23 protein-coding genes are annotated in these 23264 nt (G+C 66.4%); 15 read left to right on the top strand and 8 right to left on the bottom strand.

Annotated elements, in window-relative coordinates; translation table 11 throughout:
* Positions 1 to 42 precede the first annotated feature (42 nt).
* Positions 43 to 1065 (bottom strand): type I glyceraldehyde-3-phosphate dehydrogenase, encoded by a 1023-nt coding sequence (gene gap / locus F0A17_RS16830; RefSeq protein ID WP_149329505.1) that lies wholly within the window; start codon positions 1063 to 1065, stop codon positions 43 to 45.
* Positions 1066 to 1409: 344 nt separating this feature from the next.
* Here gap and F0A17_RS20600 point away from each other — a divergent pair, with 344 nt between their 5' ends.
* Genes F0A17_RS20600 through pgi form a run of 3 tightly spaced genes read left to right on the top strand, consistent with a single transcriptional unit; the run spans position 1410 to position 3813 of the window.
* Positions 1410 to 1583: a hypothetical protein gene (locus F0A17_RS20600; protein ID WP_187774719.1), complete on the top strand. Its 174-nt coding sequence runs from the start codon at positions 1410 to 1412 to the stop codon at positions 1581 to 1583.
* Between the two features lie 20 nt (positions 1584 to 1603).
* Positions 1604 to 2080 (top strand): methylglyoxal synthase, encoded by a 477-nt coding sequence (locus F0A17_RS16825; protein ID WP_149329504.1) that lies wholly within the window; start codon positions 1604 to 1606, stop codon positions 2078 to 2080.
* 53 nt (positions 2081 to 2133) lie between these two features.
* On the top strand, positions 2134 to 3813 hold the full coding sequence (gene pgi, locus F0A17_RS16820; protein WP_228716942.1) for a glucose-6-phosphate isomerase: 1680 nt from the start codon (positions 2134 to 2136) through the stop codon (positions 3811 to 3813).
* Here the strand turns inward: pgi and F0A17_RS16815 are convergent.
* Both F0A17_RS16815 and F0A17_RS16810 read right to left on the bottom strand, forming a co-directional pair.
* A complete protein-coding gene (locus tag F0A17_RS16815; RefSeq protein WP_149329503.1) occupies positions 3810 to 4223 on the bottom strand; it encodes a fluoride efflux transporter FluC in 414 nt (137 codons plus the stop codon). The genes pgi and F0A17_RS16815 overlap by 4 nt on opposite strands.
* Positions 4220 to 4591, bottom strand: a complete 372-nt coding sequence (locus F0A17_RS16810; protein WP_149329502.1) for a fluoride efflux transporter FluC — start codon at positions 4589 to 4591, stop codon at positions 4220 to 4222. The genes F0A17_RS16815 and F0A17_RS16810 overlap by 4 nt, the downstream gene beginning before the upstream one ends.
* Positions 4592 to 4799: 208 nt before the next feature.
* Between F0A17_RS16810 and ybiO the strand changes: the two genes are divergently transcribed.
* The 3 genes from ybiO (at position 4800) to F0A17_RS16795 (ending at position 9838) form a co-directional block, all read left to right on the top strand.
* Positions 4800 to 7079, top strand: a complete 2280-nt coding sequence (ybiO, locus tag F0A17_RS16805) for a mechanosensitive channel protein (RefSeq protein WP_149329574.1) — start codon at positions 4800 to 4802, stop codon at positions 7077 to 7079.
* Positions 7080 to 7292: 213 nt separating this feature from the next.
* The gene (locus F0A17_RS16800) at positions 7293 to 7694 is read left to right on the top strand and encodes a hypothetical protein (RefSeq protein ID WP_149329501.1); all 402 of its coding nucleotides are present in this window, start codon (positions 7293 to 7295) and stop codon (positions 7692 to 7694) included.
* A complete protein-coding gene (locus tag F0A17_RS16795; protein ID WP_149329500.1) occupies positions 7691 to 9838 on the top strand; it encodes a pyrroloquinoline quinone-dependent dehydrogenase in 2148 nt (715 codons plus the stop codon). Before F0A17_RS16800 ends, F0A17_RS16795 begins: the two co-directional genes overlap by 4 nt.
* 74 nt (positions 9839 to 9912) lie before the next feature.
* Here the strand turns inward: F0A17_RS16795 and F0A17_RS16790 are convergent, their stop codons facing one another.
* The 4 genes from F0A17_RS16790 to hemC are packed head-to-tail and all read right to left on the bottom strand — an operon-like array spanning position 9913 to position 14516.
* Positions 9913 to 11151 (bottom strand): heme biosynthesis HemY N-terminal domain-containing protein, encoded by a 1239-nt coding sequence (locus F0A17_RS16790; protein WP_149329499.1) that lies wholly within the window; start codon positions 11149 to 11151, stop codon positions 9913 to 9915.
* Positions 11148 to 12773: a uroporphyrinogen-III C-methyltransferase gene (locus tag F0A17_RS16785; protein ID WP_149329498.1), complete on the bottom strand. Its 1626-nt coding sequence runs from the start codon at positions 12771 to 12773 to the stop codon at positions 11148 to 11150. The genes F0A17_RS16790 and F0A17_RS16785 overlap by 4 nt, the downstream gene beginning before the upstream one ends.
* Before the next feature lie 6 nt (positions 12774 to 12779).
* Positions 12780 to 13577, bottom strand: a complete 798-nt coding sequence (locus F0A17_RS16780) for a uroporphyrinogen-III synthase (RefSeq protein ID WP_149329497.1) — start codon at positions 13575 to 13577, stop codon at positions 12780 to 12782.
* On the bottom strand, positions 13578 to 14516 hold the full coding sequence (gene hemC / locus F0A17_RS16775) for a hydroxymethylbilane synthase (protein WP_149329496.1): 939 nt from the start codon (positions 14514 to 14516) through the stop codon (positions 13578 to 13580).
* A 253-nt stretch (positions 14517 to 14769) separates the two neighbouring features.
* On the opposite strand from hemC, the gene argH reads away from it, so the two are divergent.
* From argH to F0A17_RS16740, 7 genes are read left to right on the top strand one after another with little or no spacing between them, the layout of a single operon-like run.
* Positions 14770 to 16188: an argininosuccinate lyase gene (gene argH, locus F0A17_RS16770; RefSeq protein ID WP_149329495.1), complete on the top strand. Its 1419-nt coding sequence runs from the start codon at positions 14770 to 14772 to the stop codon at positions 16186 to 16188.
* Entirely contained in the window at positions 16185 to 16352 is a 168-nt protein-coding gene (gene lptM, locus F0A17_RS21035; protein ID WP_149329494.1) for an LPS translocon maturation chaperone LptM, read from the top strand. Before argH ends, lptM begins: the two co-directional genes overlap by 4 nt.
* Before the next feature lie 3 nt (positions 16353 to 16355).
* Positions 16356 to 17648: a diaminopimelate decarboxylase gene (gene lysA / locus F0A17_RS16760; RefSeq protein ID WP_149329493.1), complete on the top strand. Its 1293-nt coding sequence runs from the start codon at positions 16356 to 16358 to the stop codon at positions 17646 to 17648.
* Complete coding sequence (dapF, locus tag F0A17_RS16755) at positions 17648 to 18478, top strand: diaminopimelate epimerase (RefSeq protein WP_149329492.1); 831 nt, start codon at positions 17648 to 17650, stop codon at positions 18476 to 18478. The genes lysA and dapF overlap by 1 nt, the downstream gene beginning before the upstream one ends.
* Positions 18479 to 18513: 35 nt before the next feature.
* Positions 18514 to 19251, top strand: coding sequence for a DUF484 family protein (locus F0A17_RS16750; protein ID WP_149329491.1), 738 nt, complete (start codon positions 18514 to 18516; stop codon positions 19249 to 19251).
* Positions 19244 to 20158, top strand: coding sequence for a tyrosine recombinase XerC (locus tag F0A17_RS16745; RefSeq protein ID WP_149329490.1), 915 nt, complete (start codon positions 19244 to 19246; stop codon positions 20156 to 20158). The genes F0A17_RS16750 and F0A17_RS16745 overlap by 8 nt, the downstream gene beginning before the upstream one ends.
* Positions 20155 to 20913: an HAD family hydrolase gene (locus tag F0A17_RS16740; RefSeq protein ID WP_228716941.1), complete on the top strand. Its 759-nt coding sequence runs from the start codon at positions 20155 to 20157 to the stop codon at positions 20911 to 20913. Before F0A17_RS16745 ends, F0A17_RS16740 begins: the two co-directional genes overlap by 4 nt.
* Here the strand turns inward: F0A17_RS16740 and yihA are convergent.
* The gene (gene yihA, locus F0A17_RS16735) at positions 20910 to 21524 is read right to left on the bottom strand and encodes a ribosome biogenesis GTP-binding protein YihA/YsxC (protein ID WP_149329489.1); all 615 of its coding nucleotides are present in this window, start codon (positions 21522 to 21524) and stop codon (positions 20910 to 20912) included. The two genes, F0A17_RS16740 and yihA, sit on opposite strands and share 4 nt — an antisense overlap.
* Before the next feature lie 255 nt (positions 21525 to 21779).
* On the opposite strand from yihA, the gene F0A17_RS16730 reads away from it, so the two are divergent.
* Both F0A17_RS16730 and F0A17_RS16725 read left to right on the top strand, forming a co-directional pair.
* A complete protein-coding gene (locus F0A17_RS16730; protein ID WP_149329488.1) occupies positions 21780 to 22400 on the top strand; it encodes a c-type cytochrome in 621 nt (206 codons plus the stop codon).
* Positions 22401 to 22583: 183 nt separating this feature from the next.
* A complete protein-coding gene (locus tag F0A17_RS16725) occupies positions 22584 to 23234 on the top strand; it encodes a thiol:disulfide interchange protein DsbA/DsbL (RefSeq protein WP_149329487.1) in 651 nt (216 codons plus the stop codon).
* The last annotated feature ends 30 nt before the right edge of the window (positions 23235 to 23264 follow it).

The following is a 23264-nucleotide window of genomic DNA, read 5'->3' as shown; positions in this document are numbered from 1 at the left end:
AGGAAGCGGTGGGAGGCAAAGGCGCTTGGAACGCCTCAAGCCTCAGGCAGCGTCCCGCTTGGCGTCGCTGGCCGTCTGCATGACCAGCGCGGTGTCGAGCATGCGGTTGGAGAAACCCCACTCGTTATCGTACCAGGCCATTACCTTGACCAGGCGACCGTTGACCCGGGTATGGTTGCTGTCGAAGGTCGAGGAGTTGGGGTCGTGGTTGAAGTCGATCGACACCAGCGGCTGGGCGTTGACCGCCAGCACCGGGGAGGCGTCGGCGGCCTTGGCCAGAATCGCGTTGATCTCTTCCCTGGTGGTGTCGCGGCCGGCCGTAAAGACGAGATCCACCAGCGAGACGTTGATGACCGGCACACGCACCGCCAGTCCGTCGAACTTGCCGGCCAGCTCCGGCAATACCAGGCCCACTGCGGCGGCGGCGCCGGTCTTGGTCGGGATCATCGAGTGGGTGGCACTGCGTGCCCGGTAGGGGTCCGAGTGGTAGACGTCCGACAGGTTCTGGTCGTTGGTGTAGGCGTGTACCGTGGTCATCAGGCCGTTCTCGATGCCCACCGTGTCGTTGAGCGCCTTGGCCACCGGTGCCAGACAGTTGGTGGTACAGGAGGCGTTGGAAACCACCTTGTGCTCAGGCCCCAGCACATGCTCGTTGACGCCATAGACCACGGTGGCGTCGGCATCCGGGCTGGGCGCGGAGATCAGCACGCCCCTGGCGCCGGCCTCGAGGTGCCTGGCCGCGGCATCCCGCTTGGTGAAGAGCCCGGTGCACTCCATGACCAGGTCGACGCCCAGCGATGCCCACGGCAGCGCCGCAGGATCACGTTGGGAGAGGATGGCGATGCGGTCGCCACCCACACTGAGGCTTTCCTCGTCATGCTCCACGCGGAAGGGAAAGTGGCCGTGCACGGTGTCGTGGCGCAGCAAGTGCGCGTTGAGTGCGGGATCGCCCAGGTCGTTGATGGCCACGACCTGTACGCGGTTGCGATAGCCATTCTCGTAGAGCGCGCGGAGCACGTTACGGCCGATGCGACCGAACCCGTTGATGGCGATCTTGAGCGTCATGATGAGTCTCCTCCGTGGAAGCTAGGGTATTGGGCTGAGCCGGTTGGCGGAGGTCGGTCATGTCGGATGCGCCCAGGCCCACGGCTCATTGGCGATAACGAAAATGTGACGCACATGGGAGACAGACACAAGGCCCTTTTAGTAACTTTACAACATAAACGTACATCTTATTATGGCCACATCATCCATAAACCGCCTCGTTTTCGTTTCTTTGACGCAAGAAAGGCGTCTCGCCATTCCCAAGTCTCGTGCGACAGGGAGGCTGCGCCAGGCGGCATTTCGTAGTAATATTACATTGAATGCGCCTATTCGCGACACCCTCTACCTCGCAGGAGGAATCCCGCATGCCGATCCGTCACCCTTTCCATCCGCCGCACCAGGACCATCGCCCTACCCTGGGCCCGGCCAGTGGCCGTACGCTTTCGCTGCTGGTGGAGAAGGGCGTTGCCGAACCGGGGGATCGTGGCATCCTGACCGGAGGCGACCGCATGAACCTCACGGCGGCACCACTACGATGAAGATTTCGAGGTAGGCCAAGATGACCGATAACCGCCCCCGGCGCAGCGTCAAACGCACCTTGCCGGCACGCAAGCGCATCGCCCTGATCGCCCACGACGGCAAGAAAGCCGAGCTCCTCGAATGGGCCACGCGTTGGCGCGATACCCTCGCCGAGCATGAACTGGTCGGCACCGGCACTACCGCCGGACGTCTCTCGGCAAGCCTCGGGCTCGAGGTGGAAGGTGTCATGAGCGGCCCCCTGGGCGGCGATCAGCAGATCGGAGCGCGCATTACCGAACAGCGCCTCGACCTGCTGATCTTCTTCTGGGACCCCTTTGCGCCCCAGCCCCACGACCCCGACGTCAAGGCACTCTTGCGTCTCGCCGCACTGTGGAACGTCCCCGTGGCCTGCAATGCCGCCAGTGCCGACTTCATCGTCAGCTCGCCATGGCTGGGTCAGCCCTACGAGATGGCCATTCCCGATGCCGAGGCCTGGGCGGCCTCGCGTCACTCATAATCAAAGAGACGTATCTGCGGGCCAGCACCCGCTCGACCATGCCCGAGGACACCATGTTCCAACTCACCCGCAGCGTCACCTGGCAGGCTCTCACGCGGCTGCGTGAACAAACCGCCCATGACCGCATCAGCGATTACTTTGCCGCCGATCCGCAGCGCTTCGACAAGATGAGCCTGCGCGTCGGCGGGCTATTCCTCGACTACTCCAAGCATCACGTCTCCGAAGCGGTGCTGGCCAAACTGCTCGAGCTTGCCGATCACTCGGCGCTGGTGCAGCGCCGCGCACAGATGTTTTCCGGCGACATCATCAATGTCACCGAGAACCGCCCGGTGTTGCACACCGCCTTGCGCAACCTCGGCAAGGAACCGCTGATGGTCGACGGCCAGGACGTGATGCCCGAGATCCAGCGCACGCGCGAACAGATTCGCGCTTTCTCCGAGGCGGTGCGCAGCGGCGAATGGCGAGGCTATAGCGGCGAGCGCATCCGGGACGTGGTCAACATCGGCATCGGCGGCTCCGACCTCGGCCCCAACATGGCCTGCCGGGCGCTGCTCAAGTATCGCCACGCCGACGTCAACTTCCACTTCGTCTCCAACGTCGACGGCGCCCATATCCAGAAGGTGCTCAAGCGCCTCGATCCGGCGACGACGCTGTTCATCGTCTCGACCAAGACGTTCTCCACCCAGGAGACGCTGCTCAACGCCAAGACCGCGCGTCGCTGGTTCCTCGACAACGCCGGCGAAGACGCCGACGTGGGCGCCCACTTCATCGCCGCCTCGACCAACCGGAAGGCGGCCATGGAGTTCGGCATCCGCGAGGAGAACGTGTTCGAGTTCTGGGCCTGGGTCGGCGGTCGCTATTCGATGTGGTCTTCCATCGGCCTGCCCATCGCGCTCTCCATCGGCTTCGATGGCTTTATGGAGATGCTCGAGGGCGCCTACGCGATGGACCAGCATTTCATCCAGGCACCCAACGCCCGCAACATGCCGGTGCTGATGGCACTGATCGGCATCTGGTACATCAACTTCCAGGGCGCCGAGACCCATGCCATCGTGCCCTATGATCAGGCGCTGCATCAGTTGCCGGCGTTCCTGCAGCAGCTCGACATGGAATCCAACGGCAAGTCGGTGGATATCTTCGGTCGTCCGGTCGATTACAAGACCGGCCCCATCGTCTGGGGCCAAACCGGTTCCAATGGCCAGCACGCTTTCTTCCAGCTGCTGCACCAGGGCACCCGCTACGTGCCGATCGATTTCATCGCCTCGCTCAAGCCCGAGCCCGGCGTCGAGGAACATCACTTCGCCCTGCTCACCAACATGCTGGCCCAGGCCAACGCCTTCATGGAAGGCAGCCAGAAAGGCAGTCAGCTCGACCCTTACAGCTGCCCGGGCAATCGCCCCTCCAGCGTGCTGCTGCTCGATGAGCTGACGCCGAAGAACCTCGGCGCGCTGATCGCGCTCTATGAGCACAAGGTCTTCGTGCAGGGCGTGATCTGGAACATCAACTCGTTCGATCAGTGGGGCGTGCAGCTGGGCAAGCGCATCGCCGGCGAGATCAGCGAGCGCATCGATGAGCACAGCCAGGACTTCGACATATCCACCCAGGGGCTGTTGGCGCTGGTGCGCGAGGCGTTCCGGGCCACGCCCGAAGCGGCGGGGGATGAAAAGGCGGATACGAACCCAGCCGGCAAGACAGGAAAGCCGCGCTCGGGCAGGACCGGCAGCAAAGCCTAGCCTTGGCGGCCCGCCGGTATTCCGCCCTGGTGTCGCCCCAGACGGCTGCCCAGCCAGGCCGCCAACAGCCACAGCGGGACGTTAGCCAGGGCATAGCCAAGTGCCAGCCCGGTCCGGCCAGACTCGGCCAGTTGCAGAGTCTCCAATCCGAACAGGGAGAAAGTCGTGAAGCCGCCGCAGAAACCGGCCATCAGGAAGGGTTGCCAGCGCCGTAGGGGGCCACCGCGCCGACAGGCGATGCTGGCGGCGAACACGGCGATCAGCCACGAACCCAGCAGATTGACCGCCAGCGTGCCCCATGGGAATCCGGCGGCGGGCAGGGTCTGGGCCACGTGCGAGACACCGTGGCGCAGCGCGCTGCCCAAGGCGCTGCCCGCTCCGACCGCGGCATAGCCGCGCCAACCGCTCATGTCCCGCCCCCCATCAGCCACCAGCCCAGTGCTGCCAGCGCCATGCCGACAATCACGGTGCCCAGCAGATTGACGAGGGCGGCCTCATGGCGGCCGCTCTGCCATAAGGCCAGGGTCTGCAGGCTGAGCGAGGAAACCGTGGTGTATCCCCCCAGCCCGCCGACCACGAGCCCCAGCCAGGCGGTGGTGGCGCCGCTGCCGAGCCAGCCAAGCAGTACACCCGCCAGCAGAGCGCCGCTGAGGTTGACGGTCAGCGTGCCCCAGGGAAAGCCACTTCCCATCCGCCGGGCAAAAAGATCGGAGACTGCCAGACGCGCCATGCCGCCCATCGCGCCCCCCAGCGCCACCAGCCACCAACCCTCGCCCATCGCGAACCCTCGTAGTGATCGATCCTCGATACTAGCAAGCCGGCAACGCAATGAGAAAAGAAGCTATCCCCCTCCCCTCGCCGCGTTCGTGCCCCGCTGCGAAAGTCCGTATCATAAGCGCAGGAGTAGCTCCCCTCATGACGATACGCCGAGATGGAGGTCATGCGTGATACCACATCGATCGTTCCTGCGGCTGCTTGCCTGGCTCATGCTGACCTTGCTAGCCGCTGTCCCCGCCTTCGCCCAGAACCCCGATAGCCCTGACGTGCCTCCGCCCGAGGCGCTGGCCGACCTGCTCGAGAACGATCAGGCCCGCGAACAACTGATCGAACACCTACGCCGTCAGGCCGCCGATCCGACCCTGGCGGGAACCGAAGCCACCGAGGGTCCAGGCGAGATGTCGCTGCCCAGGGAGCTGGCCGAACTGACCAGCGGCATCGTCAGCGATATCGGCGGTGAGGTGCGCAACCTGTTCGATGTCGTGGTGGGGTTATTCACCGCGGATACCGACACCAGCGCCATCGACTTCGGCGCCATCGTCACGGCGGCCATCAACCTGGGCCTGGTGATCGTTGCCACCTTCGCCCTTTTCCTGATACTCCGGTCCTTGACTCGCCCCCTGTTCGCCCGGCTCAGTCGTTGGTCGCAACAGAGTAACGGCATGACCCCGGTGCTGCGCCTGGTGCTCTGCGTGGTTCTGGCCGCCCTGGCCGACGTGCTGGTGGTGGCACTGGCCTACGTGGGCGGCAATCTGATCGCCACCTTCGCCATCGGCGAAAGCGGTGAACTGTCGACTCGAGCGTCGCTATTCCTCAACGCCTTCCTGATCATCGAGCTGATCAAGGCGGCACTGCGCATGCTGTTCTCGTCGCGCTACGAGGGGCTCAGGCTGCTGCCCATCTCTGCTGCCGAGGCTTCCTACTGGAATCGCTGGCTCGCCCGGCTGGTCGGCCTGGTGGGCTACGGCCTGATGGTGGTGGTACCGCTGGCCAGCGCCTACCTGGCGCCGACGCTGGCGCAGGGGATCGGCGCCCTGATCATGTTCGCCGCCTTCATCTACGCCGTGGCGGTTGTGCTCAGGAACCGCACCCGCATCCGCGACAACCTCAATGCGATGGCGGCCCGCTCCGATCTCACAGCCACACGCGTCTCGCTGCAGCTCTTTGCCCGCACCTGGCACCTGTTTGCCCTGGCCTACTTCCTGGTGGTGCTGGTACTGACCCTGACACGCCCGGCCGACGCCCTGCCATTCGTGCTCTTCGCCACGCTCAAGACCCTGGGCGCGGTGATCGTCGGCATGCTGCTGTCGAGCCTGCTGACACAGACCATCGGCCGACGCATTCGCCTTTCCGACGACCTGCGACGCAAGTTGCCGCAGCTTGAGCCGCGCCTCAACAGCTACGTGCCCAATGCGCTGAGAGTGATCCGGTTCCTGATTCTGATTACCGTGATCATGCTCGTCCTCGACGCCTGGGGAGCGTTCGATCTGGCCGCCTGGTACGCTTCCGAGGCGGGGCGCGGCCTGGTCGGCACGCTGGTCAGCGTGGCCATGATCCTGCTGCTGGCCATCGGCGTGTGGTTGGCACTGGCGAGCCTGATCGAACACAAGCTCAACCCCGAGACCGGCAAGGGCGAGCCCGATGCCCGCGCCAAGACGCTGCTGTCCCTGTTTCGCAACGCCCTGGCCATCGCCCTGATCACCATGACCGCGATGATCGTGCTGGCCGAAATCGGCATCAACATCGGCCCGCTGATCGCCGGTGCCGGCGTTCTCGGCCTGGCCATTGGCTTCGGCGCGCAGAAGTTGGTACAGGACATCATCACCGGCATCTTCATCCAGGTGGAGAATGCCATGAATACCGGCGACGTGGTCTCGGTAGGCGGCATCACCGGCACCGCCGAGCGACTCAGCATCCGCTCGGTGGGCATCCGCGACCTCAACGGCACCTACCATATCGTGCCCTTCTCCAGCGTCGACACGGTCTCCAACTTCATGCGCGGGTTCGGCTACCACGTCGGTGAGTACGGCATCGCCTACCGCGAGAGCATTGACGAGGCGATCGTCGCCCTGCGTGAGGCCTTCGACGAACTGGCCGCCGACGAGGAGCACAAGATGAACATCGTGGCGCCGCTGGAGGTAGCCGGTGTCGTCGCCCTGGCCGACAGCTCGGTGAACATCCGGGTACGCATCAAGACCACGCCGGGCACCCAGTGGGGCGTGGGTCGCGCCTATAACCGTCTGGTCAAGCTCCACTTCGACGCCAAGGGCATCGAGATCCCCTTCCCGCATACCACGCTCTACTTCGGCGTGGGCAAGGAGGCCGAGGCACCGCCGGCCAACGTGCGCTTGATGCAGCAGAACTTCGACATCGACGGGCGGCCGGGTGGACAGCCGCGCTCCGGAGAGAGCAGCCGCATGTCGCAGGACGACCCGCGCGCCAAGTCCGATCCGCCCCCCCGGGGCGATTACGACGAGGAGCGGGACTGACCCGCACCGGCCCGTCAACGACACCGCGTCCCGCATCCCCAACGCATCCCGTTGGGGATGCGCTTTTGTGAGGCCACTGTCGAGTCGATTATCCGCCGGCAGGAAGAATCGCGGGTCGTGCCTATACTGTTCCTGGGCACTGGCGAAGCGCTGCCCGCGTTCCGGCAGCAGCCCTCCATGCTTCGAAGGCGTTCAAGGGACGGGACTATTCTTATGGCAAGCAATCCTCGGGGCGTCGCCTATGGCGCCTGGCTGCTGCTCGCGATTTCCACTATCTCGCTGATTCTCGCGGCTGTCGCCACGTTCAACGAAGGCAACGGCATTGCCCATACGCCCGGCACTTACCTGGTGCTGGTGTCTACCGCACTGATGCTGATCGGGTCACTGATGCTGACCTTCGCACGCGGCATGCCGCGTTGGTTGGGCGGGCTGATCGCCTTTTTGATCCTGCTCGACCTGCTGGGCACGGGCCTGGCGGCCTATCTCCTGCAGACCGAGTGGCTGCTCGGCTGCATGGGGGTCGGGCTCGTGGCCTGGCTCGTCCATGTAATTGCCGACCCCGCCACGGGCAAGCGCGACCGCTACATGACGCAACGCAAGGAGGCCGTTTCATGAATCGCCACGACGCCGTCGCCCTGATCGCCGCGCTTCTGCTGACGAGCGCGATGGGCCAAGTGCTGGCTCAGGATGAGCCGCCTGCCGAAGAGGAAGGCGGTCAACCTCAGGGCATCACCGAGACACAGGATGACGAGTCCGAACAGACGACCGACAGTGAAGCCGCATCCGACGACACGGATGGCGCCGATACGGGCGATGCCACCCTGACCCCGACCGGCCCCGGCGGCCGTGTGGAGACGGGCCCCGCAGGACAGCCCCCCAGCGGCAGCGACCCGCCCGAACCACCCCGCACGGGGCCGGACGCCTGGATGGAGTCGTCGGATAGCTGGGCGACCTTCAACGGCGACCTGCGCGCCCAGAAGTACTCGCCGGCCGATCAGATCACGCCGGAGAACGTGGGCGAACTCGAACAGGCATGGGAGTACCATACCGGCGATGTCGCGGATGGCAGCGACGACATCCCCATGTCGGTATGGTCGGCAACGCCACTGTTCGTCAACGATACCCTCTATCTGGGCACACCCTTCTATCGCATCATCGCCCTGGATCCGGGCAGCGGCGAAGAGAAGTGGACCTTCGACCCCGAGGCCCCCCTGGAGGCCCTTACCCAGCCCAACATGAAGGGCCGCGGCGTGGCCTACTGGGAGGCCGACGAGCCACAGGCGGGCGAAGCCTGTCAGAAGAGGGTCTACATCGGCACCATGGACGCCAAGCTCTACGGTGTCGATGCCGACACGGGGGAACCCTGCGCCGACTTCGGCGACAACGGCATGGTCGACGTCGATCAGTGGAACACCGTCAACGACAAGTGGCCGCTCTCGCTGTTCCAACCACCCACGGTATACAACGACACCCTGTTCCTCGGTTGGGCCGGCAAGGATTGGGCGGACGCCGTCGCGCCCCCGGGAACGGTCTTCGCGCTCGACGCACGTACCGGCGAGCGCAAGTGGACCTTCTATGCGCTGCCCGAGGAAGTCTTCGATCGGACCGGCACGGCCAATGTCTGGGCCTCGATGTCGCTGGATCCCGAAACCGGGCTACTCTACATTCCGATCAGTTCACCGAGTCCCAACTACTACGGCGGCGAGCGCACCGAGGAACTCCCTCTTGCCACCTCGGTGACGGCGCTGAATACCGAGACCGGCGAAGTGGTGTGGAGCCGGCAGCTCGTGCATCACGACATCTGGGACTACGATACCGTCGCGCCTCCCACGCTGGTCGACATCCGGAAGGACGGCGAAACCATTCCCGCCCTGGTGCAGCCGTCCAAGCAGGGCTTCCTCTACGTACTGAACCGTGAGACGGGCGAGCCCGTCTACCCGATCGAGGAGCGCGAGGTGCCGGCTTCGGATGCCGAGGGCGAGCAAGCCTCCCCGACCCAGCCCTTCGTCGACATCCCCGAACCGGTCATTCCGGATGAGTGGCCGGGCATCTCGAAGATTGCCGATATCGTGGGCCTGGGCGAATGTAGCCGCAAGGCCGAGGGGCTGCGCTACGAAGGGCGTTTCACGCCGCCGAGCGTCGAGGGCACGCTCACGTATCCGCCCACGACGGGAGGCTCCCAATGGGGCGGTGGCGCCGTCGACCCGGAGAAGGGCGTGTTCGTGATCAACTCCAACAGCGTGGTGCAGATCTATCGCCTCATTCCGCGCGACGACTACCAGCAGTTGGAGCAGTCGGGCGAGACGGGCGGCTACTATGCGCAGGGTGACACGGCCTACGGCTTCCAGCTCGAAACGTTCCTCAACTGGGCCGGCATGCCGTGCTGGAAGCCGCCCTATGGCACCCTGGCCGCCTACGACCTCAGCACCGGCGAGCGGCTGTGGAACGAGCCGTTCGGCCAGGTGCAGAAGCATGGCTTCTACATGCCCGAGTCGTGGGGGTCGGTCACCATCGGTGCGCCGGTGATCACCCGCTCGGGGCTGATCTTCATCGGCGCCTCGATGGATTCACGCGTGCGAGCGATCGACCTGGAGAGCGGCGAGGTCCTGTGGAAGCATCTGGTGGAAGCCCCCGCCGTCTCGATGCCGGCGGTCTACACCTACGAAGGCAAGCAGTACGTTACCTTCGCGGTGGGCGGCAACTCCATTCTACTGCCCAAGGTCAGCGATCAGGTGGTGGCTTTCGCCCTGCCCGACTGACGCTGCCAGGCGGCAGATGAGTAAGAGAAGGGCGCCTGGCGGCGCCCTTCCGTTTTCGACCTCTTTTCGTTTTCCTATCTCCTTTCACCGGCCGCCTCCGGCTCGGCGGGCTGGGGCAGCGAGGGCAGCGACTTGTCGAGCAGCTCGACGCTCTGGCGATAGTAGAGCTGGCTCTTGTTGTGCTCGCCCAGGTTGGCGTAGAGCCGCGCCAGCTCGGCGCACACCACGCCACTGGGTCGCTGCCGCTGGCTCGCCTCGAAATACTCCTGGGCCTTGCCCCAGTAGGCGTTGCGCAGCGACAGGCGCCCCAGCGTCAGCAGCAGGTCGGGGTCGTTGGGCCGCTCCTGCAGCCACTTCTCGGCGTGTACCAGTTGGCGCGCCGGATCGACGTTGAGCAGCCCGTAACGCAGCACCAGTCGACTGTCCCAGTGCTCCTTGAGCGAATGGCGCAGCAGGCGCTCGGCAATTCCCTCTTCGTTACCGCGCACCAACGCCTCGGTGTAGAGCACCACGAGGTCGACGTTGCTGCGCAGCGGATCGGGCATATCGGCCCACAGATTGCGGATACGCTCAACATTGCCTGGATCGCGCGCCTCATGAACGAGCAACTCGCGGTAGGCGCGCAACTCCAGTTGGTTTCGCTCCTCGGGCGAAACCAACTGACGCGATGCCAGGCGCGGCATCAGGCGACGCAGGCCGTCCCAGTCGTTGACGCTGAGATAGGCTTGCTTGAGCTGCTTCAGCACCTGGGGATGATTGGGCAGTTGCCGGTCGAGTCGCGTGAGGATGGCCAGCGCCTCCTCGTACTGCTGGCGATCCAGCATGAGCTGCACCTGCATCAGCCCAACCGCTGTATCGGCACCTTCGGTGGAGAGATGCGCTCGCTTGAGCAGCGTATCGGCCTGCTCATAGCGCCCCTGATAATGGGCCGCCAGCGCGGCGGACAAGTAGTTCACCAGCGGCGTGCTGGAGTCGTCGGCGGCCTTGACCAACGACTTCTCGGCGCGTTTCCAACGCCCTTCGGCCAATGCCACCAGACCGCGCACGGTGCGCTTCATCGCGTTGCGGTGCCGGGTCCGGCGGTTCCATACCTTGAGCCGGCTAACCGGATGACGCATGCGCATCAGCACGCGCAGCAGGAAATGCAGAATCAGGAATACCGCCAGTAGCAGCACCAGGCCGAACCAGAAAGAGGTCTGGTACGAGGTGTCACCGACCCGCACCAGCCAATAGCCGGGTAGCGAGACCATCAGTTGGCCGAACAGCGCTCCCAGCGCCAGGCCGAAGAGAACGATCAGCAGCAGCTTTCTCATGCATCCTCTCCCCGTTCGCCACGCGAACCGAAACGACGCTCGATGAACTCCTGCAGAGCCTCGTGAGAACCGCTGATATCGGGCAGCTCGGGCTGGATCGTCTTGCCACGGAGCTCCTCCAACCGTTCGATGACCGCCTGGACCTCGTCATTCTCGGTGTCGTAGTAACCGCGGACCAGCTCCAGCACCTTGTCCAGGCTCGCCTCGTACAGCGCCTGCTCCTCCTCGAGCAGCGCCAGCTGGGCCTGTTCGACCACGAGCCTCGCGCTCTGGCGAAGGTAGGATTCCTGCTCCGGGGCGATCAGCCCCTCCAGCGCCTCGTCGTGATGGCGGATGACGATCAGATCCTTCAGTTCCTGGCCAAAGCGCGACAGCTGCTCCTGCCAGCCACCGCTGGGTGCCTCCTCGATGCCGGAACGGGCCGGGATCTCCTCCAGCTCGCGCGATAACGGCAGCTCGGCCAAGCGCTCCTGCTGGGCATTCAGGGTGAGGTAGAGCCCGGTACGATCGACCTGCGGCACGCTGTCGAGAATCGACAGCTCCGAGGCGATGGCACGGCGAATGGAGAGCAGCGCCGGGTTGTCGGCCTCGCTCAGCCGCGCGTCGGCGGTGCGCAGCAGGGCCGCGGCGCCTTCCACATCGCGCTCCAGCTGTAGGCGCTGGTTGGCCAGCCGCAGCAGGTAGGCGGCCTCGGCGTGCAGCCATTCGCGCTCGTCGGTGTTCTGTTCGCGGGAGAGTTCTTCGAGTACCCGGTCCAACGCCTCGTCGACTTCGCTACGATAGCCCGCGAACTCGCTGCGCATCGACTCGAGCGCCTCGGTCAGCTCGGTATCGCGCTGCTGTTCGCCGCTCTCGAATTGCTCGCGCAGATCGGCGACCTCGTCCGCCGATGCCTTCCTACCGGCCTGCTCCTCGAGTTCGACCAAGCGCTGCTGTTGGGCATCGAGACGTTCCCAGGTATTCCAGGCGAAGAGCCCCGAGCCGATGCCCAGGAACAGGACCAGAATCAACGCCAGCACCCCGGCGACACGTCCACCTCCCTTGCCATTGCCGCTAGTGGTGGTGGCAGTCCCGGTGCTCGCTCCGGCCCCGCCCGCTGCCGCCGCCGGCCCGGTGCCGGCCCCCCTGCCGGAAGACGTCGGGCTGGCCGGCTTGTCCTGGCCGGCGGTCTTGGGCTTGCCCTTGTCCCCGGTACTGCCGGTATCCGCGGCACCGCTCTTGCCGGCAGCCTTGTCGTCTCCGCCGGGTCGGCCTGTGGATGGCCGTCCGGTCGCCGAGCCTGACGGGGCGCCGGACGCCCCCTGCCCCGGCTTGTCACTCACCGCCGGTGCGCTCTGCGCGGATCGGCCCCCGCTCGACTTGGCCCCGGCCGTGTCGGCGCCGGGCTTGGCAGCCTCGGAAGATGCACCAGCCGTGCCCTTGGCGTCGCCAGGGCCGGCGGCATCGCTAGCAGCAGTTGCCGGCTTTCCCTCGCCTGCCTTGCCTTCGTTGGGCGACTGAGACGGCTTGCCATGGCCCCGGGCACTAGCGCTGCTCTTATCCCCGGTCTCACGACTCTTGCCGTCCTGGGCCCCCGCGGAAGGCGCCTTCTGTTCGTCCTTATCGTTGGTCTGCTTGCTCATCTGTCGCTAGCCCTTTTCGAGATCGTCGTGATCGGCATCGGCATCCTCCTGGTCGCAGGCCGCGACCACGGCGCTGGCGAGCGCCGCGGGCGTGGCACCCGATGCCACCACGGGAGTGCGAAACCCCAAGTCGTCGGCCAGTGTAGCCAAACGGTGACTGGACACGATTAGCGGTTGGTTCAAAGTGGCCTCGGTACACCATCTTGCCAGATGTTCGAGTAATTCTCCGCTGCTGACCACCAGTGCCCGGAAATCGCCGGCTGCGAGCTTCGCCTGCAGCATCGTGGGCGGGGGCTGCAGCCGGCGGCGATAGAGCGCCAACCGGGTGATGCGCGCACCACGTTCGGCGAGTGTATCGGCCAGCAGCGTCCGGCCGCCCTCGCCGGCCGCCAACAGCACGCGCTGCCCGGCAAGATCACGCAGCGAGGCCAGTTGCAGCAGGGCTTCGCTGGTATCCTCGCGACGCGGCGCCGGTGGCACTTGCACGCGCACGCCGAGCCGCCGGTGAAGCCGTTCGGCCGTGGCCGCTCCCACCGCATACCAGGCGGTGCCGAGCGGTAGCTGCGGCCAGTAGCGGTCGAGTGCCTCATGCACACACTCGGCGGCGAAGGGGCTGATCACCACGACCTTGTGATAGTGGTCGAAATCGAGCCAGGCGCTACGCATCGCCGGTGTCTCCGGCAGCGCCTCCAGTGCCATGGCGTCGAGATGCTCCACGGCAAAGCCAGCGGCCTCGATGGCCGCGGCCAAGGCACCGGCCCGCTCGCCCGGCCGGCAAATCAAGACGGGGCGTCCGGTGGCCATTCAGGCGCCGTAGATCTGCGCCAGGATCTCGCCGGCGCCCCGCTCCAGCAGGTCCTCGGCCACGCGCACGCCCAACGCCTCCGGCTCGTGGATCGAGCCGCGCCCCTCGGCGCGCAGCACCTCGGTGCCTTCGGGGTTGCCCACCAGCGCCCTCAACCACAGGGTCTGGCCATCCTCCTCGAAGACGGCGTAACCGCCGATCGGCACCTGGCACCCTCCTTCCAGGCGGGTATTCATGGCGCGCTCGGCGCGAACCCGAGTCGCGGTGATCGGGTCGTCCAGCGGTGCCAGCAGCGAGATCAGCTCCGGGTCGTTGATGCGACATTCGATGCCCAGCGCGCCCTGGCCGCAGGCTGGCAGGCACACCTCCGGGGGCAATTCCTGGGCGATGCGCGCGCCAAGCCCCAGTCGCTTGAGACCGGAAGTCGCCAGAATGATGGCATCGAACTCGCCGGCATCGAGCTTGGCCAGGCGGGTCTGAACGTTGCCGCGCAGCGTCAGGATTTCCACGTCCGGGCGCGTCTCGCGCATCTGCAGGCCGCGACGCAGGCTGGAAGTGCCGATGCGCGCGCCCTGGGGCAGTTCATCCAGCGAGGCGTACTGATTGGAGACGAAAGCGTCGGTGGGCTCGGCGCCGGCGAAGATCACCGACAGCCCCAGGCCCTCGGGGAAGTGCATGGGCACGTCCTTCATCGAGTGCACGGCGATATCGGCGCGGCCGTCGAGGATCGCCTCCTCCAATTCCTTGACGAACAACCCCTTGCCGCCGATCTTCGCCAACGGCGTATCGAGGATCTTGTCGCCGCGGGTGGAGAGAGCGACCAGTTCCACCGTGAGCCCGGGATGCTCGGCCATGAGCAGGTCGCGAACGTGTTCGGCCTGCCACAAGGCCAGTTGACTCTTGCGGGTGGCAATGCGCAGCGTGGTAATGGATCGCACGTGGTTCTCCCTGCAGCGGGCGCGATGACCCGGCTCGGCGGTTGTCACCGCGGCCGGTCACGGTCGCGGTCGTAAGATGGACATTGACTTCATCATAAAGCACCGGACGAAGCAGGAAAAACCGGGCAGGACGTCACACTGGCGGCGCCCCTCGCCACATCCGCCGACTCTGGTACACTGCAAGTCCAAGACCTGGCCGCCGCGCGCGGCCCCGAGATCGCCACCGCATGCAACACGCAGGATGCCCACGCCGATGAGCCCTAGTTCCACACCCCCCGGCACCAACCAGTCCTGGGGCGGCCGCTTCAGCGAGCCCACCGATGCCTTCGTCGAACGTTTCACCGCTTCGGTCGATTTCGACCAGCGACTCGCCCTGCAGGACATCCAGGGCTCCGTCGCCCATGCCACCATGCTGGCGCGGGTGGGCGTACTGACCGACGCGGAGCGCGACGCCATCGTCGCGGGGCTGACCGAAATTCGCGGCGAGATCGAGCGCGGCGAGTTCCAGTGGTCGGTCAGGCTCGAGGACGTGCACATGAATATCGAGGCACGCCTGACCGACAAGATCGGTATCACCGGCAAGAAGCTGCACACCGGCCGCTCGCGCAACGACCAGGTGGCCACCGACATCCGCCTGTTCCTGCGCGACGAGATCGACGTGGTCGAGGTGGAACTCAAGCGCCTGCGCGAAGGATTGATCGCGCTCGCCGAACGCGAGGCCGACACCATCATGCCCGGCTTCACCCACTTGCAGACCGCGCAGCCGGTGACCTTTGGCCACCACCTGCTGGCCTGGCAGGAAATGCTCGCCCGGGACCACGAGCGGCTCCTCGACTGTCGTGGTCGGGTTAACGTGATGCCGCTGGGAGCGGCCGCCCTGGCCGGCACCACTTACCCCATCGACCGTCACGTCACCGCCGAGCTGCTGGGCTTCGAGCGCCCCGCCGAGAACTCGCTCGACGCGGTAAGCGATCGCGATTTCGCCATCGAGTTCACCAGCTTCGCCAGTATCCTGCTGATGCATCTCTCGCGCATGAGCGAGGAACTGGTGCTGTGGACCAGCGCCCAGTTCGATTTCATCGATCTGCCCGACCGTTTCTGCACCGGCTCGTCGATCATGCCGCAGAAGAAGAATCCCGACGTGCCCGAGCTGGTGCGCGGCAAGACCGGGCGCGTCTACGGCCACCTGATGGCCCTGTTGACGCTGATGAAGTCGCAGCCGCTGGCCTACAACAAGGACAACCAGGAGGACAAGGAGCCGCTGTTCGATACCCTCGACACGGTGCGCGACTGCCTCAAGGCCTTCGCCGACATGATCCCCGCCATCGAGGCACGCAAGGCGAACATGTATGAAGCGGCACGCCGCGGCTTCTCCACCGCCACCGATCTCGCCGACTACCTGGTGCGCCGCGGCGTGGCCTTCCGCGACGCTCACGAGATCGTTGGCCAGTCGGTGGCCTTCGGCATTCGCGAGAAGAAGGATCTCTCCGAGATGAGTCTCGACGAGCTGCGCCAGTTCTCCGACACCATCGAAGCCGATGTCTTCGACGTGCTGACGCTGGAAGGCTCGGTGTCAGCGCGCCATCATATCGGCGGCACCGCGCCGGATCAGGTGCGCGCCGCTGCACAGCGTGCCCGCGAAGCCCTGGCAGCGCTGGGGCGCGAGGCATGAGCCGGGCGGTGGCGCTGGCCGCGCTGGCGCTCGCGCTGCTGGCCGGCTGCGGCCAGAAGGGGCCGCTCTACCTGCCCGACGACGAGCGGGCCGCCGAGCGCTATGACGGCGCTGCGCAGCAGGGCGAGCAGGCCGAAGACGATGCCGACGAGGACACGGACTGAACCATGGATCACTTCGAATATCGCGACGGTGTGCTCTACGGCGAGGAAGTGCCGCTGATGCGGGTGGCCGAGGCGGTCGGCACGCCCTGCTACGTCTACTCCAAGGCGACCCTGGCGCGGCACTTTCGCGCCTACACCGAGGCGCTGGGCAGCCACCCCCACCTGATCTGCTACGCGGTGAAGGCCAACTCCAACCTGGCGGTGCTGGGCCTGCTGGCACGTCTGGGCGCCGGCTTCGACATCGTCTCGGGGGGTGAGCTAGAGCGTGTGCTGGCCGCCGGCGGCGATCCGGCCAAGGTGGTGTTCTCGGGCGTGGCCAAGCAGGAGGGCGAAATGGCCCGCGCGCTCGAGGCGGGCATCAAGTGCTTCAACGTCGAGTCGCGCCCCGAGCTCGAGCGTCTCAATGCCGTGGCCGAGCGGCTCGGCAAGGTGGCGCCGGTATCGCTGCGGGTCAACCCGGATGTCGACGCCGGCACCCATCCCTACATCTCCACCGGGCTCAAGGACAACAAGTTCGGCATCCCGGTGGAGGAGGCGGTGTCCGTTTACGAGCTGGCCGCCCGGCTTCCGGCAGTGAAAGTGGTGGGGCTGGACTGCCATATCGGCTCGCAGCTCACCGAACTTGCCCCCTTCCTCGATGCCCTGGATCGGCTGTTGGTGTTGCTCGAGCGCCTGCGGGAGCGAGGCATCACCATCGAGCATCTCGACCTGGGCGGCGGGCTGGGCGTGCCCTACCGCGGCGAACGACCGCCGCAACCGTTCGACTATGCCGCCTCGCTGCTGGAGCGTCTGGCCCGGTGGAAACACGGCGCCGGCCTGACGCTGCTGTTCGAGCCGGGCCGCTCCATTGCCGCCAACGCCGGTGTGCTGCTGACACGGGTGGAATACCTGAAGCCCGGCGAGACCAAGAACTTCGCCATCGTCGACGCCGGCATGAACGACCTGATTCGACCGTCGTTGTACCAGGCCTGGCAGGCGATCATCCCGGTGGATACCCGGACGCTGCGCGAGAGCGCCGTCTACGACGTGGTCGGCCCGGTATGCGAGACCGGCGACTTCCTGGGCAAGGAGCGCGAGCTGGCCATCGGCGCCGGCGACCTCCTGGCGGTACGCTCCGCCGGCGCCTACGGCTTCGTCATGGCTTCCAATTACAACAGCCGGCCGCGCCCCGCCGAGGTGATGGTCGACGGCGACGCCTTCCATATCGTACGCCGCCGCGAGAGCGTGGCGTCGCTGTGGGCCGGTGAGTCGCTGCTGCCCGAGGCCGCGCCGACGCAGGCCGGGGAGTCGCCCTGATGCTGCTGCACTTCACCAAGATGCATGGCCTCGGCAATGACTTCATGGTGGTCGACCTGGTCACCCAGCGGGCTCGGCTGCGCGACGAGCAGATCCGCCGGCTCGCCGACCGTCGCTTCGGCGTCGGCTTCGATCAGTTGCTGCTCGTCGAGCCGCCGCGCGACCCCGACATGGACTTCCGCTACCGCATCTACAACGCCGACGGCAGCGAGGTGGAGAACTGCGGTAACGGCGCGCGCTGCTTCGCCCGCTTCGTGCGCGACCAGCGCCTCACCCACAAGCGCGAGATTCACGTCGAGACCGCGGGCGGTCCGTTGGCGCTGGTGGTGCAGGATGACGGGCAGGTGACGGTGGACATGGGCGCCCCGCGCTTCGCGCCGGACGCGCTGCCCTTCGAGGCGGAGCGCGACCTGCCGAGGCACGCTCTCGAAGTGGACGGCGAGACCTACCCGATCGGCGCAGTCTCGATGGGCAACCCCCACGCGGTGCTGCGGGTCGACGACGTGGATTCCGCCCCCGTCGAGCGACTGGGACCGCGAATCGAGCGCCATCCACGCTTTCCGCGGCGGGTCAACGTCGGTTTCATGCAGGTCGTCACCCCCCATGAAATTCGCTTGCGGGTCTTCGAGCGCGGCAGCGGCGAGACGCTGGCATGCGGTACCGGTGCCTGCGCCGCGGTGGCCTGCGGCATTCGCCAGGGGCTGCTCGAGAGCCCGGTCACGGTGCACCTGCGCGGTGGCGATCTGCGCATCGAGTGGCCCGAAGGCGCCTCGCTGCGCATGACCGGCCCCGCCGAGCGCGTCTTCGACGGACGCATCGTCCTGGATTAAGTGCCCCGGGCCATCCGATATTCAAGGAGCCATGCATGAGCCGAGCCGTTCCCGAACCGCGCAAGACCCTGGATCCGGACCGGGTGGCCGAATGGCTCGCCCGACATCCCGATTTCTTCGTCGGCCGCGAGGGCCTGCTGCAGCAACTCAAGGTCCCGCATCCCGAAGCCCACGGCACTACCTCGCTGCTCGAGCGATTGGTCTACGACCTGCGACGCCGCGCCGAGCAGGCCGAATGGCGGCTGGAACAGCTGCTCGAGTCGGCCCGCCACAACGAGGCGCAGTATCGCCGTACCCGTGAGCTGGTGCTCGCATTGCTGGAGGCCGAGGACGCCGATGCCCTGGGTCAGGCGCTGGCCACGCAAATGGCCGAGCGCTTCCAGATTCCGGCGGTGGCGCTGTGGTGCCCGGCGCAGTTCACCGACCAAGAGCCGTTACCGCCTCAGCCGCCGCGCCAGGTTCTCGACGAGCATGCCGGTGTGCGCCTCGCCGCGCTGCTTGATGGACGCACCAGCCGCTGTACGCGGCTGACGCCCACCGACTGGGGACGTTTGCTGCCCCACGTACGCCCGCCGCGCCAGGCCGGCTCCTGCGCCCTGACCCGGCTGACCCTGGGCGAACCGATGGGCTACCTGGTGCTCGCCAGCCCCGACCCGGACCATTTTCGCGCCAGCATGGATACCCTGTTCACCGAGTATCTCGGCGACGTGCTCGCGCGGCTGCTGCTGCGCCTCGGTATCTCCGCCCAGGGCTGCCCGCCGGCACATGGCTGATACGCCCTTGCGCCGCCAACTCGGCGCCTGCCTGGAGGCACTGGCGCACACCGCCAGCCCGGCCACGGTGAGCGCCTACCGACGCGATCTCGAGGCGATGGCCGAGTTCCTCGAGGCGCGCGGCGTCGATGACGGCGCCGAGCTCGATGCCGGTCTGATCCGGCGTTTCCTCGGCGCCGAGCGCAGCCGCGGATTGGCGCCTCGCAGCCTGGCACGGCGCCGCGCGGCGGTATCGCACTTCTCCCGTCACCTAGTCGAGAGCGGACGGCTCGGTCACAACCCGGCCGAGCTGGTGCCAACCCCGCGCCAGCCCGCGCACCTGCCCAAGCCGCTGGATATCGATCAGCTTAGCCGGCTGCTCGATACGCCCCACGACGGCTCACCGCTGGCGGTGCGCGATCAGGCGATGCTGGAGCTGTTTTACTCCAGCGGCCTGCGCCTCGCAGAGCTGGCGGGGCTCGATCTCGGCGACCTGGACAGCCGCCGCGTGCGGGTGATCGGCAAGGGCGGCAAGCCGCGCCAGGTACCGGTGGGGCGTAGCGCCCGCCGCGCGCTCGACACCTGGCTGGCCTGTCGCTCGGCGCTGGCCGCACCCGGCGAGACGGCACTGTTCGTCGGCACCCGTGGCCAGCGGCTCGGCCATCGCGCCATCCAGAAGCGGATGACCGAGGCGGCACGCCGCCGGGGGCTGCCCGAGCATTTGCACCCCCATCGACTGCGCCACTCCTTCGCCAGTCACCTATTGGAATCGAGCCAGGACCTGCGCGCCGTGCAGGAACTGCTGGGCCATGCCAACCTCGCCACCACCCAGATCTACACCAAGCTCGACTGGCAGCACCTGGCGACGACCTACGATGCCGCGCACCCGCGCGCGCGCCGTCGCCGCGACGAATCGGATATGCCATGACCCGTCAGACCATGCGCCTCGAGGCCATCACCTTCGACCTCGACGATACCCTGTGGGATAACCACGGCGTGATGGTAGCCACCGAGCTCGGCCACTACGAGTGGCTCGACCGCGAGCTCGCCGGCTGGCTGCAGAATCGTGGAGAATCCGGCTCGCCGCGCTTTGCCGAACGCTTCCCGCTGGAGAGCTTCGAACAGCACCGCCGGGCACTGGCTCGTGCTCACCCGTTGCACCGCGGCGACTTCACCTGGCTGCGCAAACGGGCACTTCAGGAAATGCTGAGAGAGTACGGCCTCGATCCGGTCGCGGTGGAGCAGTGGGCCGACGCGGCGATGGCACGCTTCCTGGCGCTTCGCCATCGGGTCACGCCACATCCGGAAGTCGAGTTGCTACTGACGTCGCTGGGCGAGCGCTATCGCTTGGCCAGCATCACCAACGGCAACGTCGAGATCGAGCGTCTGACGCTAGGCCGCCATTTTCCAGTCGCCATCGCCGCCGGCGCCATGCTCGCCCCCAAGCCCGACCCGCGCCCTTTCCTTGCCGCCCTGGCCCGGCTCGCCACTTCGCCTGCCCGGGCGCTGCACGTGGGCGATTCCTGGCGCGAGGACGTCGAGCCGGCCCGACGCCTGGGCATGCAGGTGGCGTGGATATCCCCCCACGTGGACGATACGCCCATGCCGCCCGGCGTGCATCGGCTCGACCATATCCGCGAATTGCCCGATCTGCTGTTCCACCTGACCGGCCGGCCGCACTAGATCTCGGCGTCCGCCAGCCAGTCGTCGAGGCGCACGCCGGCCTCGTCGATGCCCTGACGCTTGAGCGATGAGAACAGCTGCACCGTGACCAGGTCCTCCCACTCCCGCAGCCGACTGCGCACCTGCTGCAGGGCGCTCTTGGCCGCCCCCGACTTCAGCTTGTCGGCCTTGGTCAGCAGAATGTGAACCGGCATGTCCTGATCGTCGGCCCAGCCCAACAGGGTCTGGTCGAACTCGGTCAGCGGACGGCGCACGTCCATCACCAGTACCAGGCCGCGCAGGGAGTGGCGCCCGCGCAGGTACTCGGCCAGATGCTGCTGCCACTCGCGCTTGACCGCTTCGGGCACTTTGGCATAACCGTAGCCGGGCAGGTCGACGAGGCGACGGCCGCTGTCGTCCCCCAGCGTGAAGAAGTTGATCAGTTGGGTACGCCCCGGGGTTCGCGAGGTGCGCGCCAGCGACTTCTGCCGGGTCAGGGCGTTGATGGCGCTGGACTTGCCGGCGTTGGAGCGGCCGGCAAAGGCCACCTCGGCGCCGGTGTCGGGAGGGCACTGGGCGAGCGTCGGCGCGCTGGTGAGAAAGCGCGCAGTCTGGTAATTGAGTCGTGTCATGGCGTCAGTATGGGACCGGTTGGCATCAGGGCGGCACCGTCGGGTCTTGATCGCATTCCCGATGCCGGCTTGTTTCGTTATAATGCAGTGTCTTTTATCTGCGACCTGGGCGCGCTAGTGTACCACCGTGCTCTTGCCGGCAGCGACCGCCGAGACGGCGCGCCGAGCAGCGGGGCGAGCCCGACCTGGATCCCGTGAGGCCCGGGCGGCACCCAGGATGCGTACCGGTAACCTATAAGGCATAGTGAAACAGCGATGAGAAAGCTACTGGCAAGCCTGGCATTTACCCTCGGCGCCGTCGGCGTCGCCCATGCGGATCCGGAAGCGGACGCCGACGCTGCCGCCGGTCGTGAAAAGGCGCAGAGCTGCGCGGCCTGCCACGGCCAGAACGGCATCAGCTCCAGTCCCTCCTTCCCTCACCTGGCCGGCCAGCAGATGTCCTACGTGGCCAAGCAGGTTATGGATATTCGCGACGGCCACCGATTGGTACCGGAAATGGCTGGGCAGGTCGACGATTTCTCCGACCAGGACGCCTGGGACGTCGCCGCCTACTTTGCCGAGCAGGACGCCAACGTCGGTCAGGCCGACCCGGCCGAGGAAGCCCTCATGCGTGGACAAGAACTCTACCGCGCCGGCGACATGGCCAAAGGGATTCCCGCCTGTGCGGCCTGCCATGGCCCGACCGGTGCCGGCATCCATACCGCGATCTACCCGGCCCTTTCAGGCCAGTTCTCTCAGTATATCGTCGCCACGCTGCAGGATTTCGCTGCCGGCGAGCGCAACAACGATCCCAACGGCATGATGGGCGACATCGCTTCCAAGATGAGCGATACCGACATGCAGGCCGTGGCCAACTACATTCACGGCCTGCACTGAGTGCAGCGCTGCTGACATCGGCCGGCCCGAGGCCGACGGAAGGCGGCTTCGGCCGCCTTCTGCGTTTCCCCTCTCTCGGGAACCGCGGCGGCCGGCCAGGCTCAAAGTGATCGATGGCGGCGCTCGCAGCGGTACCGGTGGGCCAACCGCTTCCATGCGGCCCTTTCAAGGAGTCAAGAGTTCATGTTCAAGCCATTTCGCACGCTTCAGTCCGCCCTGATCGCCATCGCCGGTCTTGGCCTCGCCTCACTGGCGGCAGCCGACAACTTGGTCGAGGGCCAGCATTACGAGATGCTGCCCGAGCCGGTCGAGACCCAGGTCGAGGAGGACCAGATCGAAGTCACCGAGGTGTTCTGGTATGGCTGCCCGCACTGCTACAACCTGGAGGAGCCGCTCAATGCCTGGGTCGCCGAGCAGCCCGACGACGTCGCCTTTCGCCGTATGCCGGCCACCATGGGCGGCGATTGGAACACGCATGCCAGCATGTTCTACGCCGCGGAGGAGCTCGGTATCCACGATGAGGCCCATGGCGCCATCTTCAGCGCCATTCACCAGGACGGCCAGAAGCTGAATAATGCCGACAGCATCGCCAAGTTCCTCAGTCAGTACGACGTCAGCGAAGACGAGGTGCGCCAGGCGCTGGATGCGTTCGGCGTCAAGGCGAAGGTCAACCAGGCCCACGCACGCATGCGCACCATGCGCCTGATGGGCGTACCGGCCCTGGTCATCGACGGCCGCTACTTGGTAACCCCGAGCAGCGCCGGCAGTCTGGAGAATATGCCGCAAGTCGCCGATGCGCTGGTGGAACGCGTACGCCAGGAGCGCCAAGGCTGACGTGTCCTCCGAATCGCTACACCTGGCCGA

The sequence above is a fragment of the Billgrantia pellis genome (genome assembly GCF_008297955.1).
GTDB classification, from domain to species: Bacteria; Pseudomonadota; Gammaproteobacteria; order Pseudomonadales; family Halomonadaceae; genus Halomonas; species Halomonas pellis.
Note: the sequence above shows the minus strand (reverse complement) of the source record. Positions and strands in the feature narration are given on the sequence as shown.

Excerpts from the sequence above, each read along its gene's own strand:
- gap (WP_149329505.1), bottom strand. The coding sequence starts at position 1,065 with ATGACGCTCAAGATCGCCATCAACGGGTTCGGTCGCATCGGCCGTAAC.
- F0A17_RS20600 (WP_187774719.1), top strand. The coding sequence starts at position 1,410 with ATGCCGATCCGTCACCCTTTCCATCCGCCGCACCAGGACCATCGCCCT.
- F0A17_RS16825 (WP_149329504.1), top strand. The coding sequence starts at position 1,604 with ATGACCGATAACCGCCCCCGGCGCAGCGTCAAACGCACCTTGCCGGCA.
- pgi (WP_228716942.1), top strand. The coding sequence starts at position 2,134 with ATGTTCCAACTCACCCGCAGCGTCACCTGGCAGGCTCTCACGCGGCTG.
- F0A17_RS16815 (WP_149329503.1), bottom strand. The coding sequence starts at position 4,223 with ATGAGCGGTTGGCGCGGCTATGCCGCGGTCGGAGCGGGCAGCGCCTTG.
- F0A17_RS16810 (WP_149329502.1), bottom strand. The coding sequence starts at position 4,591 with ATGGGCGAGGGTTGGTGGCTGGTGGCGCTGGGGGGCGCGATGGGCGGC.
- ybiO (WP_149329574.1), top strand. The coding sequence starts at position 4,800 with ATGCTGACCTTGCTAGCCGCTGTCCCCGCCTTCGCCCAGAACCCCGAT.
- F0A17_RS16800 (WP_149329501.1), top strand. The coding sequence starts at position 7,293 with ATGGCAAGCAATCCTCGGGGCGTCGCCTATGGCGCCTGGCTGCTGCTC.
- F0A17_RS16795 (WP_149329500.1), top strand. The coding sequence starts at position 7,691 with ATGAATCGCCACGACGCCGTCGCCCTGATCGCCGCGCTTCTGCTGACG.
- F0A17_RS16790 (WP_149329499.1), bottom strand. The coding sequence starts at position 11,151 with ATGAGAAAGCTGCTGCTGATCGTTCTCTTCGGCCTGGCGCTGGGAGCG.
- F0A17_RS16785 (WP_149329498.1), bottom strand. The coding sequence starts at position 12,773 with ATGAGCAAGCAGACCAACGATAAGGACGAACAGAAGGCGCCTTCCGCG.
- F0A17_RS16780 (WP_149329497.1), bottom strand. The coding sequence starts at position 13,577 with ATGGCCACCGGACGCCCCGTCTTGATTTGCCGGCCGGGCGAGCGGGCC.
- argH (WP_149329495.1), top strand. The coding sequence starts at position 14,770 with ATGAGCCCTAGTTCCACACCCCCCGGCACCAACCAGTCCTGGGGCGGC.
- lptM (WP_149329494.1), top strand. The coding sequence starts at position 16,185 with ATGAGCCGGGCGGTGGCGCTGGCCGCGCTGGCGCTCGCGCTGCTGGCC.
- lysA (WP_149329493.1), top strand. The coding sequence starts at position 16,356 with ATGGATCACTTCGAATATCGCGACGGTGTGCTCTACGGCGAGGAAGTG.
- dapF (WP_149329492.1), top strand. The coding sequence starts at position 17,648 with ATGCTGCTGCACTTCACCAAGATGCATGGCCTCGGCAATGACTTCATG.
- F0A17_RS16750 (WP_149329491.1), top strand. The coding sequence starts at position 18,514 with ATGAGCCGAGCCGTTCCCGAACCGCGCAAGACCCTGGATCCGGACCGG.
- F0A17_RS16745 (WP_149329490.1), top strand. The coding sequence starts at position 19,244 with ATGGCTGATACGCCCTTGCGCCGCCAACTCGGCGCCTGCCTGGAGGCA.
- F0A17_RS16740 (WP_228716941.1), top strand. The coding sequence starts at position 20,155 with ATGACCCGTCAGACCATGCGCCTCGAGGCCATCACCTTCGACCTCGAC.
- yihA (WP_149329489.1), bottom strand. The coding sequence starts at position 21,524 with ATGACACGACTCAATTACCAGACTGCGCGCTTTCTCACCAGCGCGCCG.
- F0A17_RS16730 (WP_149329488.1), top strand. The coding sequence starts at position 21,780 with ATGAGAAAGCTACTGGCAAGCCTGGCATTTACCCTCGGCGCCGTCGGC.
- F0A17_RS16725 (WP_149329487.1), top strand. The coding sequence starts at position 22,584 with ATGTTCAAGCCATTTCGCACGCTTCAGTCCGCCCTGATCGCCATCGCC.